This window comes from Methanobacterium veterum (assembly GCF_000745485.1).
Taxonomy (GTDB): Archaea; Methanobacteriota; Methanobacteria; order Methanobacteriales; family Methanobacteriaceae; genus Methanobacterium_D; species Methanobacterium_D veterum.
Genome location: NZ_KN050693.1, coordinates 651967 through 664555, shown reverse-complemented (window position 1 = coordinate 664555; position 12589 = coordinate 651967). Strand labels below are relative to the sequence as shown.

The 12589-nt window shown below is 33.5% G+C and carries 12 protein-coding genes; 8 read left to right on the top strand and 4 right to left on the bottom strand.

What is annotated here, in order from left to right:
• Positions 1-67: 67 nt before the first annotated feature.
• Positions 68-979: a YrhK family protein gene (locus EJ01_RS13450; RefSeq protein WP_052376191.1), complete on the top strand. Its 912-nt coding sequence runs from the start codon at positions 68-70 to the stop codon at positions 977-979.
• Between the two features lie 51 nt (positions 980-1030).
• Here EJ01_RS13450 and EJ01_RS13445 read toward each other — a convergent pair whose 3' ends face one another.
• Positions 1031-2437: a glutamate decarboxylase gene (locus EJ01_RS13445; RefSeq protein ID WP_048080667.1), complete on the bottom strand. Its 1407-nt coding sequence runs from the start codon at positions 2435-2437 to the stop codon at positions 1031-1033.
• 272 nt (positions 2438-2709) lie between these two features.
• Between EJ01_RS13445 and EJ01_RS13440 the strand changes: the two genes are divergently transcribed.
• Together EJ01_RS13440 and EJ01_RS13435 are read left to right on the top strand one after the other, a co-directional pair.
• On the top strand, positions 2710-3099 hold the full coding sequence (locus tag EJ01_RS13440) for a hypothetical protein (protein ID WP_048080668.1): 390 nt from the start codon (positions 2710-2712) through the stop codon (positions 3097-3099).
• Positions 3100-3245: 146 nt separating this feature from the next.
• Positions 3246-4013 (top strand): ion channel, encoded by a 768-nt coding sequence (locus EJ01_RS13435; protein WP_048080669.1) that lies wholly within the window; start codon positions 3246-3248, stop codon positions 4011-4013.
• A 42-nt stretch (positions 4014-4055) separates the two neighbouring features.
• Here the strand turns inward: EJ01_RS13435 and EJ01_RS13430 are convergent, their stop codons facing one another.
• Positions 4056-4529 carry a DUF308 domain-containing protein gene (locus tag EJ01_RS13430; RefSeq protein ID WP_048080670.1) on the bottom strand — a complete coding sequence of 158 codons (474 nt, stop codon included), beginning with the start codon at positions 4527-4529 and terminating at the stop codon, positions 4056-4058.
• A 592-nt stretch (positions 4530-5121) separates the two neighbouring features.
• Here EJ01_RS13430 and EJ01_RS13425 point away from each other — a divergent pair.
• From EJ01_RS13425 to EJ01_RS13415, 3 genes are all read left to right on the top strand, one after another.
• Entirely contained in the window at positions 5122-5733 is a 612-nt protein-coding gene (locus EJ01_RS13425; RefSeq protein WP_169740465.1) for an ABC transporter permease, read from the top strand.
• Entirely contained in the window at positions 5726-6385 is a 660-nt protein-coding gene (locus EJ01_RS13420) for an ATP-binding cassette domain-containing protein (protein ID WP_048080672.1), read from the top strand. Before EJ01_RS13425 ends, EJ01_RS13420 begins: the two co-directional genes overlap by 8 nt.
• A gap of 205 nt (positions 6386-6590) precedes the next feature.
• Complete coding sequence (locus EJ01_RS13415) at positions 6591-7121, top strand: DUF308 domain-containing protein (protein WP_048080673.1); 531 nt, start codon at positions 6591-6593, stop codon at positions 7119-7121.
• A 50-nt stretch (positions 7122-7171) separates the two neighbouring features.
• On the opposite strand, the gene EJ01_RS13410 is transcribed toward EJ01_RS13415, so the two are convergent.
• Together EJ01_RS13410 and EJ01_RS13405 are read right to left on the bottom strand one after the other, a co-directional pair.
• The gene (locus EJ01_RS13410) at positions 7172-7951 is read right to left on the bottom strand and encodes an MBL fold metallo-hydrolase (RefSeq protein WP_048080674.1); all 780 of its coding nucleotides are present in this window, start codon (positions 7949-7951) and stop codon (positions 7172-7174) included.
• 104 nt (positions 7952-8055) lie between these two features.
• On the bottom strand, positions 8056-8979 hold the full coding sequence (locus EJ01_RS13405; RefSeq protein WP_048080675.1) for a DUF2121 family protein: 924 nt from the start codon (positions 8977-8979) through the stop codon (positions 8056-8058).
• A 485-nt stretch (positions 8980-9464) separates the two neighbouring features.
• Here EJ01_RS13405 and EJ01_RS13400 point away from each other — a divergent pair, with 485 nt between their 5' ends.
• Complete coding sequence (locus EJ01_RS13400) at positions 9465-11561, top strand: thioredoxin domain-containing protein (protein ID WP_048080676.1); 2097 nt, start codon at positions 9465-9467, stop codon at positions 11559-11561.
• A 19-nt stretch (positions 11562-11580) separates the two neighbouring features.
• Complete coding sequence (locus EJ01_RS13395) at positions 11581-12273, top strand: sulfite oxidase-like oxidoreductase (RefSeq protein WP_245611213.1); 693 nt, start codon at positions 11581-11583, stop codon at positions 12271-12273.
• The last annotated feature ends 316 nt before the right edge of the window (positions 12274-12589 follow it).

Sequence of the window (12589 nt, the reverse complement as noted above, 5' to 3'; positions counted from 1 at the left end):
AATACTCAAATTTTATAAATTTTCCGCATGTTTTACAGATAACTGAGTAAATCAGCAGGGCACCAGAATGAAAACAGATAAAACCATTAACAAGAACAAATGTGATGTGCTTCCTGTTAACCTGCCAGAAGACTGGTCATGCCTAAATGCTAAAGGACCGGGCCCCTTCGCAACAAAGGCTACATTAAAAACCCCTGAAGGTAAAACAGTTCCCTGGGCTTCTCGCCACCGCCGCAAACACCACTTCCAACTTGATAAAAGCATAGGATCAACATGGTGGGCACCTGGTGCTATTGGATGGTGGATCGGAGTTCTTTTTTCTATTGGAGCCATTTGTTTTGCAATTGGTGCTATCCCCTTTTATTTAACAGTCGTCGGCGATACCTACGACAGTCTGACCTTTTTTATTGGTTCCATATTTTTTACATCAGCAGCTTTTTTACAGTATCTGGAGACAATAAACACACCACATAATCCTTTAAACAAAAAAGAAAAATTTCGCATTCTTGCATGGGCACCAAAACACATTGGATGGTGGGCGGTAATGGTGCAGTTTATTGGAACGGTATCATTTAATTTCAACACATTCAACGCCATGCACAGTAACCTGTCCATTAACCAGCTGAATAATCTGGTATGGATCCCAGATGCCTATGGATCAATCTGTTTCCTTGTTGCTAGTTTGCTGGCATGGATGGAAGTCAGCCACGCCCTTTTTTCATGGCACCCCCTCAGTTTTTCCTGGAATATAGCTGGACTGAACATGTTAGGTTCCATCTTCTTTGGAATTTCAGCTGTAGGCGCATTTGTTTTACCAGAAACAGGTTTGCCATTAAATGTGTTTCTGGTTGATATGGGCACATTTGCAGGAGCTGTTTGTTTCCTGGTTGCTGCCATATTATTGTTACCTGAACGTGTCCATGAAACGATTAAAGATCCACAGGTATCCTCTCAAAGTCAAAATAAAAATATTAATTAAAAAAATAACAAAAACTGTGCTGTTAAATGGTATAAAGTTTACAGCACATGCTTAGTACAGCAGAGACGGATTTTCCCGTTCCTTTACTTCTTCTTTTTTAATGGATAATTGTTTTAATCTACTGCAGGTATCTACCATATCATTAATGAGCATATCTATCATATCTCTACCAAAACTCTCTTTAATGACCATTCTTACGACTGCAATATCTTCTGCATCCTTGGGAAGGGTATATGCCGGCACGATCCATCCTTTTTCACGCAGCTTTTCCGACAGCTGGAATACATCAAAATCAACATCTTTTAACCTTGCAGTAACTAAAGGAAACATTATATCATTGTTTATAACCTCAAATCTACCAGATTCCTCCAGTTTTTTCGATAAATACTGTGCATTTTTAAGCATATTCTGTATAATTTCTCTATAACCCTTTTTTCCCAGCCTTATGAAGTTGTAGTACTGCGCCATTATAGTGCTGCTTCCCTTAGAAAAGTTAAGTGAATAATTAGGCATTGAACCCCCAAGATAGTTTATATTAAAAATCAGTTCTTCAGGTAAGTCTGTTTTATCTTTAAAGACCAGCCACCCAATACCTGGATAAACCAGACCATATTTATGGCCTGATACGTTGATAGATCTAACCTGTTCCAGCCTGAAATCCCATTCAAGATCAGGATATATAAATGGAGCTATAAATCCACCGCTGGCACCATCGACATGTATAGGTATATCCCACCCTTTAGTTTTTTTAATTTCTAGCAAACAATCGTTTATTTCCTTTATAGGATCCATCTGCCCAGTAAATGTAGTTCCTATAACTGCCCCCACAGCTATGGTATTTTCATCAACGTTTTCAGTCACGTCTTCTGCAGTTATAGTGTAAAAGTCCCTTTTTAAAGGTATCAACCTTAATTCTACATCGAAGTAACGTGCAAACTTCTCCCATACAGTGTGGACGTCTGCTCCCATTACTATATTCGGTTTATCAAAGGGTTTACCTTCAGCCTGCCTTCGCTTCTTCCACGTCCATTTATGTGCTAAAAGTCCAAGCATAATAGCCTCAGAAGACCCAATGGCACTGGTACCTATAGATTTACAATCACTAGGAGCGTTGAATAGACGAGCTAACATATTAACACATCTGTCCTGTATCTTCTCTGTCTGGGGATACTCATCGTTGTCCACATAGTTTTTATCTATACTTTCCTGTATCAGTTTGTCTGCCTCAGGTTCCATCCATGTGGTTACAAAACTTGCCAGATTTAAAGAAGGATTTCCATCCAGATTCAGTTCATCGTGGATTATCTGGTAAGCAGCCCTTGCAGGCATACCCTCTTCCGGCATTTCAAATTTAGGCACACTTTCACAGAAATATCGACTGCCGTAAGTAGTCGTGTTAACTGTATGCTCCCTCTCACTTTCACTCATCTTACGTAAATCATGTTTTTTAGATAGCATTCTAACCCTCTCCATTAACAAAATGAGAACACTCAAATAATTATTATTAATAATTATTAAGTAATTGATTGTCATTAAATCTTTGCATTTCAAGTATTATTGCCTAAAAAAAATAAAATCGATTATTATTTATGATTTAAAAACAATATATTATTACGAAAAACTTATTTAAACTATTTAAAAAAATGGACACATTATGGGCCCTCTAAAAGGAAATAACTAACTTAAAATATCTGATTTCAGGCCATATATTTAAAAAAGGAGATATTAAAATGAAAAAAATCGCAGTTGGTTTAATAGCCCTTTTGATTTTGATAACTTTTGTATCTGGATGTACAAGCAGTAACAACTCTACAGCAAATAATTCTAGTGCACAAAACAATTCAAGTATGCAAAAAAATCAAAATGTAACGCTTAAAATTAATTCAGACGGTTCATGGAACGGCAAATTGACATATAAAAACGGAACTCAAACTATAAATGGAACTGGAAATGTCACATATGATTTAGGCCAAAATCCAGGTAATGTTAGCGTCAGTGTACATAAAACTGATAAAAACAGTGGAACTATAACAGTGCAACTGTTTAAAGGTGGAAATGTTACCATCTATCAAAGCACCACTTCTAATGAAGGGACTGTATCTTTAAACTATAACTTTTAATCTTATTTTATTTTTTAAGAAAATATAAATTAACAAACCAAGATATTCACTACTACCGTTTTTAAGTACGAGTCAAGCTTACTGGTAGCGAATATTTAAATAATTTAAGGTATACTTTTAATAGTAAAGTAAAACAGGATGAAAATATGCAGCGAAATTTCAAATTAGTCTTCAATGCTTTATTATTCGTTTCCATATTCATGGATATTCTAATCCTAATTTTTCTAGCTTTGGATTTTGCCCTAAGTTTAAAACCAGTTATACTAAGCCTGGTAAACTTTGATATAATCGTTTCTTTACTTATAATTCTCCAATCTGCACAATGGATAAAAAAACAAGAGCATAAAAAGCGATACCTGGCAAAAAATTGGATTTATATCCCTGCTATGATCCCGTTTGCCTATCTTATTATCCTACTTTCCCCACATATGCATTATTTAGTTGTAATACTGCTTTTATTCAGAATTTACGCCCTATTTAAATATGCAATGAAAATTAAAGATATAATTCATATCACAGAAAAAACCAGACTGGATTATGCTACATTTGTTCTTGTAGGTACTTTTGTATTTGGTTCACTGCTTTTCTTCTGGGTTGAGTCTCCAGTAAATCCCCAGGCTTCTACCCTTGACGATGCAGCCTATTTTATGATTGTTACCATGTCCACAGTTGGTTATGGAAATATAGTCCCATATACAGGAATCGGCAGATTCATTTCTGTTATAGCAATAATTGTCGGTGTTGGATATGCTGGGTGGGTCACTGCTGCCATCGCTACGTCCCTTATAGAACAGTTGAGAGAAGAGCGGAAAACAGAGAGTGAAAAAGAAGTTAAATCCATGGAGATTATTTTAGATAAATTAGGTAAAATAGAAAAAGAACTGGAAGAATTGAAATCTCAAAAAAATAAATAAATTATTATTTCTAATTTTAACGATTAAAAAGGGAATTTGAGTTTAATCCTGGAATAACATGATTATTCCTGTGATTAAAAGCCATATCCCTATTAAAGCGCCTAAATAAAAAGGATCTGCCACTATTGATCCTATCAGGATGTATATCAAACCCAGAATTATAGGTACAATACTTACCCATTTATTTCTAATTTTAGCAAAAAATGCCATTATACCTATGATTATCAGAAATATACCTGCAATGTAAATCAGTAAAGCAACTAAGAAACTGAAGAATCCAGGATTTATAATGATACCTATACCCAAAATAAGGGCTATAATTCCCAGTATTAACTCCACAACGCCCATGGTAGTACTTGCACGGATTCCAATTACACCTGCTATCAAAAGCCCTATACCTAAAAATAGCACAGAAATTCCAAGAAGCAAACTAAAAGGGAGTATTCCTAAAAGAGGGAAAGCAATTATAATTAAACCAAGGACTATTAAGATCAATCCACTTGTTTTTGTCTGCATACGTTACCTCCAAACCTAAATTATGGTTTTAGTTCAAAAACATGAGTTTTATCAACTACAGTATTTAAATAACTAACTCACCTTAATATTACTGCAATATTTGTTTTTAATTGCTTAAATACATTTGAAGAAATGCTACGCATTTCTGAACATTCGAAAATCGTAGATTTTCGATGCCATGAACATGAAATGTTCGAAGGCATTAAAAATTTTTTAATAAAAGATTTTTAAAGTATTATTTCTTAAATTTCATTTAATAATTATAAAATTGTTTTTTGAGGTTTATAAGCCAATTAAAACCGTATTTTAGTACTTTTAATAAATATAACCCCCTAAAATCATGATTAATAAAGTTTAGGTTATTCTTTTTTATAATTGAAGCAGACATTTAAATTATAAAATATCCACAATAAAAAAATAGAGCAATATATCCTGTTTTTTAACTGCTTTTGCACCCATGAATCGCAAATTATTTTTAATACTTCCCCTAAATAATATCTAGATGAATACAGGCATCTATAGTATTTCATATAAAAATTTACGCAGAAACTGGTTTAGGAATACTTCTACCGTTTTAAGGATAGGGTTTGGCGTGCTCATCTTCGTGATTCTGGTTAGCTCCGGACTGGGAATTAGTACATTCCTTGGCCAAAATCAGGCAGCTGCTGGAAGTTCAATTTTAAATCAATCAGGCAGTAACGGCAACACCACTAACCTTTTAAACACAGTAAATGATTTTATAAACTCAAGATTAGGCATAGATATAAGTAAATCTCAATTTTTAGGCCTTGTCGAAACTATTTTAAAAAATATCATAAATTTTTTTGATTTAATGGCCAGTATAGTGTTTTTAATTGGAATTTTTGGGATCACCAATGCCATGACCGTTAACTTACTCGAAAGAAAAAGAGAAATAGGTTTGCTGAAATCACTGGGTTTTACAGAAAACCAGATCATTTTAAGTCATCTGTTAGAGGCAGGGTTATTGGGATTTATTGGGGCTTTAATAGGTATTGTAGTTGGAATTTTTGGAATAATCATTTTATCAAGTGTTATAAAAGTTATACATATCTCTATTTTAATCCCATGGTGGTTACCTGTCACAGCTTTACTTCTTACAACCTGCCTGAGCATGTTGCTGGCAGCATATACCGTATTTTATTACACTAGACAGAATGCTGTGGAGGCTTTAAGATATGAATAATGATATTTTAAAGTTTCAAGAAGTTTGGAAGACTTATGGTGCAGATAAAACTAAAATAACCGCTTTAAAAGGAATAAATTTAGAACTCAAGAAAAATTCACTAAACCTCATCTTAGGTCCATCTGGATCTGGAAAAACAACTCTATTAAATCTTTCAAGCCTGTTAGATACCCCAACAAGTGGTAAAATAATACTAAATGGCCAGGATACATCCCAATTATCCAAATCAGAGAGAAGCAAAATTCGGCGAAATAAAATTGGAACCGTCTACCAGCGGGCTAATCTGTTTCCATATCTAAACCTTTTAGAAAATACGATGCTTCCCATGATTTCAAAAGATATGACTAATGCATCTAAAGTCCTCAATAATGTGGGTATTGTTGAAATCAGCAAATTTCCAGATGAAATTTCAATTGAAAAACAGCAGAGAGTAGCACTTGCAAGATCTATGATTAACGATCCTAATTTAATAATAGCTGATGAACCAACTGGAGAACTTGATAAAGAAAGTACAGAAGCAGTAATGGATTTAATTATGCAGATAAAGAGCAAACACACTATTTTAATGCTATCAAACAATCTTAATTTAACCGAATACTGCGATGAATTATTTTTAATCAAAGACGGCCATTTACAAAAAAGCAAGAACTAGAAAAGAGTTAAAATTATTTTTTATAGAATATATTTTCATATAATACCATATATAACCCTATTTTAATATAATAATTAATTTTAACCCATATTATGTATGAAACTCATTTAAGCCCTAAATTATAAATTTTTAAATCAATAATTATTTATATTTATTAATATAATAATCTATTAGGGCTTGTTTGAAAATTAAGGGGGTAGCTTATATGGCTGAAGGAAATAATATATTATTAGGTATTTTAGCTGTAATTTTAGGTATTTTAGTTATCGCTTTCCCATTGTTCAGTGTATTTACAGTAAGTGCTCTAGCCGGATTCGCTATTATGTTGCTTGGAATTTGGCTATTGGTACAGAGTTTTGGAACATGGGGTGCAAGCAAAGCAGCAAGCATAGCTTACTTAATACTGGGAATTATAGCAATAATATGTGGAATAGGATTGTTCGGACACATACTTTTATTTAGCTTCTTAGCAAGCATCTGGCTCTACTTCGTAGGTTTCTTCCTGATAATCTCAGGTATAATGTCACTCTTTGCTAAAGAAGGAACTGCAGGTAAAGGATCTGGAGGTATGGGAATTATACTTGGTATATTATATATTATACTGGGTACATATGCATGGGATCCTTATTATTTAGCATTGTTAATTGGAATTTGGTTAATAATTGATGGAATAGCTTTATTTTTTGTCAGTCCATCAGATTTAGTGGGTATGGAAAAATCAGAAATGCCTAAGTAAAATAATTTAAAACCAAACAAGCCCTTTAAAAATAAATAAAAAATTTAAATTCATCTAAAACTATCTAAAGTCTCCTGTTTTGGCATGAACTGGTCAAGATTAATCTTCATACCGTCATAAGCAGCGAAAGTATTTACCCCAGTTTGCTCTTTAACTGAATCTGCTTCTCTTTTAGCATCATTTACCACCATTTTCATCCCAAGATGAGTCATTATAGCAAGTCTAGGTGAAACTTCATCAACAAGTTTTGCAAAATCATGTGTAGACATATGCCCTCTTATTTTTTCATTTCGGGGCCTTATAACACTTGCTATTAAAACATCAGCCCCGCTGTGATATTTATGAAGGTCTTCAAAATATTCGGTATCTGCAGTATAAGATATGGAAAAATTTTTTACCTTTAGATTAAACCCTACTGCAGTTGGATCTCCATGAATTGTCTTTGTTCCCTTTATTTTAATTTTACCTAACTTCGCCGTTTCATTAACACCTAAAATTGAAATATCAGGTTTACTTAAATGATACTTTGAGATACAGGGGCCCCATTGTTTATACCCTTCAATTACACTTTTACTTCCCACCACCGTACCCTTTTTTCGGGTCATTCCTTTAGTCATTGCCTCTATAAGGACTTCAGCATCAGTATAATGATCAGTATGAGAATGGGAAACCATGACAGCATCCAGTTTAAGGGGAGTCAGTCCAAACTGGTATGTCCTGACCAGTGCTCCAGGTCCTGGATCGATATGAATATTTTTTCCATCAATTTTATCTATTCTAAGCCCGCCAGTCATTCTACGCTGAGTAATAGTAGCGAAAGCGTCCGCCACCACTTCCTAAAAATGTTAGTTCCATTTATTCACCTTCGACATTTACTTTAAATCATTTGCATAATTAATACATAAATTTGTTTTCAATTGTGCAGAATTTTTCATTAGCTTCTACACAGAATAACATTACATGTAAGAGAGCACTTTGTCCGCCTGATGCAGAGATTTTCATTTTCAATTACAGCAACGTCGCCTATTTTGACACTTGAAGGATCATCTGTGTTCATTTCAATCAGACCGCCAGGTCCTGCTATTACATTCCATTCCATATCCAAAGCCTGGACACTTTTATCCAAAAGTATCCCTATTTTATCCCCATTTATACTTTGAACTTTACCTATTTCACCTTCATTGATTATCTTTGATGCCATTTGAATGGATTTAGCATTGGTATCCAGCTGCTGTCTCAAGCCTTCTCTCCATTTTTGAAGTTCTTTAACATCTTTAATCAAGATTTCCCTTAAATGTTTTTGAGCTTCTTTTTTATCAAGGCCGCTGTGTTTGGTAATTATATCATATTCTTTGCTTACAGATGGTGTTTTAGTTGATATTTCATCCATTACTCTCTTAAAAACGGATTCCACATTTTCTAAACTTGCTTTAGATTTCCAGTGCTTTTTAATGATTTCATTTGCCATCTGTTTTGTAACTTTATTTCCAAATACCACTATCGAGCTGGCGCCGTTTTCAATCTTTTTAATATCTGACCCTGAGAGCTCTGTAATGATGTAACCATTTGTAGTTCCATAAATTCGTTTCCTCTTGGTCTCAAATGGTGTTTTAAACCTGACCTCACCAACCACAACATCATCAATACTTCTAATTTTTCGAGCGTCGTCTGATATTTTAAGGGTTACTTCCTGTTCTTTCGCAACTTTAACCAGTTCTTCATCAGTTTGAATAGCTCCAGAATAAAGATATTCCTCAAGTTTTTCTCGTTTTTCTTTATCTCCAAAAAAACCGATTCTTCTTTTGTCTCCAGCCATTACACAACCATTACTTCCAATATATGACATTATAAGGCTCATTTAAACCACCTGATTGTTTTAAATGGTTCAGATCTATTATCAACTTTAATTTATAGATACTTTATAGATCCACATGAAATTTTGTATTTTCGAATTCTTTGATTTGCTTTATTAATCTGTATTTCAACTATATAAAACATGATTTCCTGTTAATATCATGCAAACGATTCAAAGACCAATACATTTTCAGTTAACATACATTTATGTTTTTTATTTAATTTCATGTTTGATTTTTTAATTATATTAATTTGCTTTTTGAGCCACTTGAAGATAAAAAATATATCGTTTTAATGATAAACATAATAAAAAGAAAAAAACTTCTAAACAAAAATACAGCAAAAATCAAGTTATTCTATATATTCTTTGCCAAAAAAACTCATCTAAAGTCAGGAACTTGAAATCTAAAACCATACAATACATACTATTTGTTCCAAATAATATTTTAAAAATATTTATTTTGCCCAGAATATTATCAGAGGTGCAATATGAACCCTGAAAATGAGCTTAAAAAATCGAATCACTTGATAAATGAAAAAAGCCCTTATTTAATTCAACATGCAGATAACCCTGTAGATTGGTATCCGTGGGGTGAAGAAGCTTTTGAAAAAGCAAAAAATGAGAATAAACCTGTTTTTTTATCAATTGGGTATTCAACATGCCATTGGTGTCATGTTATGGCCCATGAATCCTTTGAAGACCCCGAAATTGGCAATTTGATGAATGAAGTATTTGTTTCAATCAAAATAGATCGTGAAGAGCGGCCTGATCTGGACAATATCTATATGACAGTTTGCCAGTTAATGACCGGAACTGGAGGATGGCCGCTGACTATCATAATGACCCCTGATAAAAAGCCCTTTTTTGCAGGGACATATTTTCCAAAAATAAGTATGTATGGAAGAGTTGGCCTTAAAGACTTAATTTTAAATATTAGAGATATCTGGAATGAAAGGCCAGAGGAAGTCTTCGACTCTGCAGATCAGATAATTAAAGCGCTCAAAAAAGTGTCAGAAACCTCATCAGGAAATGAACTTAATGAGAACATACTCGACAATGCATATGAAATCCTTTCTAATAATTTTGATGAAATCAATGGTGGTTTTGGAGGTGCTCCCAAATTTCCTACAGCACATACCCTACTATTCTTGCTTAGATACTGGAAAAGGAATCAAAATGAAAGAGCACTTAATATGGTAAAAGAAACCCTTGATTTCATAAGAAACGGCGGAATTTACGACCACATAGGATTTGGTTTTCACCGCTATTCTGTAGATCAGGAGTGGCTGGTGCCTCATTTTGAAAAAATGCTCTACGATCAGGCCATACTTGCAATGGCATATACAGAAACTTTTCAGGTTACAGGGGAGGAAAAATACAGAGATACTGCACAAGAAATTTTTGAATATGTTTTAAGGGACATGCAGTCTCCAGAAGGAGGCTTTTATTCTGCTGAAGATGCAGATAGTGAAGGTGTTGAAGGTAAATTTTATATCTGGAGGAAAGATGAAATTTATAAAGTTTTAGGAGAAGAAGATGCCAAATTCGCATCCAAAATATTTAGCGTGACACCTGAAGGTAACTTCAGCGAGGAAGCATCTCAAAGAAAAACTGGTTCCAATATACTTCACCTTGAAAATTCACTTGATGAAATATCAGAGACTTTAAGAATTAAAAAGGAAGATTTAAAAAGAAAAATTGAAAAAATTAGAGAAAAGCTATTTAATGCCCGTGAAAAACGAGTACATCCACATAAAGATGATAAAATACTCACTGATTGGAATGGTTTAATGATATCTGCCCTATCAAAAGGGGCACAGGCATTTAATGATGAAAAATATCTTAAAGCTGCTGTAAAATCTGCAGATTTTATAATTGATAATCTGTATAAAAACGGTCGTCTTTTGCACCGCTTTCGAGATGGTGAAGCTGCAATAACTGCAAATTTAGATGATTACTCATTTTTTATATCTGGGCTTTTAGAACTCTATGAGGCATCTTTTAATTTAAAATACCTTAAATTAGCAATAGATTTGAACAACACATTGTTAGATCATTTCTGGGACGATGAAAATGGGGGATTTTATTTCACGCCTGATGATGGAGAAGAGATACTTGTTAGGAAAAAAGAAATTTACGATGGTGCTGTTCCATCTGGAAACTCAGTACAAATGCTTAACATGCTGAAACTTTCAAAAATCACAGAAAATGAAGAACTTAAAGATAAAGCAGTACAAATAGAAAAGGCATTTTCCCAGGATGTTGTAAGAACTCCATCTGCACATACACAGCTTATGATTGCTATCGATTTTAAGTTAGGTCCCTCTTACGAAATAGTAATTGCAGGAACCTTTCATAACAACGATACTGATATGATGTTGAACTCCATCCGAAGCATCTACATACCTAATAAGACCATCACATTAAGGCCGCCCAATGAAGATGCTTCCGAAATAATAAAGATTATTAATTCTTTAAAATTTAAAAATCAGGAAAATGAGAAGGCAACTGCATACATATGTTCAGAAAACACATGTAAAACTCCAACAACCGATTTAAACACCATGTTAAAATTTTTAAATTAGATTAGAGGAGGTTTAAATCTTGAGAGGATTATTTAATGCTGCTAAAAAGAAAATAAAAGGCCAAAAACCATTAACTGAAGAAAAAATTAATGATATACTCGCAGATAAAAATATAATTATAAGTGAAGATACAAGAAGAGAAAATCGAATCCCTCCAGGACAGCATGAAATAAAATCATGGCCAGTGCTGCATGCAGGCTCAGTTCAAAATATAGATACTTCAAAATGGAAATTCAAAATATTTGGACTAGTTGAAGAAGAAAAAGAATTAAATTATGATGAATTTATGTCTCTTCCCCAAACTAAGGTATTTTCAGATATACACTGTGTTACCACCTGGTCAAAGCTCAATAACCTGTGGGAAGGCGTAAGTTCAAATACGATTAAAGAACTCGTAGACGTCCAGAAAGAAGCCAAATATGTTATGGTTCACGCATCTGGCAATTTTACAACTAATTTATCTATTAAAGACTTTTTAGAGCCGGATGTCCTGTTTGCAACCAGACACAACGAAAATCCTATAACTTCTAAACATGGAGCGCCTGTAAGACTTGTAGTCCCAAAATTATATTTTTGGAAAGGTGCTAAGTGGGTTACTGGTATAGAATTCATGGCTGAAGACAAACCCGGATTTTGGGAGTCCAATGGATATCATATGCACGGCGATCCATGGAAAGAAGAGCGTTACAGCTGGAAAAGCGACTATATCTAAATTTAAAATTAAAGTATTCAATTAAAAAATAATAGATTAAGATTAAATAATACAAAATATATAAATAGAATTAATTATTATCAACTAATAAGTCTTACAATAATTGATTTATGTCATGTCCTAAAGATGTACAAATAATGTAATTATTTTTAATATCCTGAACTACATGTTTTTAAGATAATTCCCATTTAATCAAAACCTAAAGATAATTCATGCGCGTGTCACAGACATGAGCGTTTGATTTAAATACATCTTTTAAAAATAGTTATATAACCAGTTAATGTGTTATTTACATAAACCATTTGACTTGGTAAAG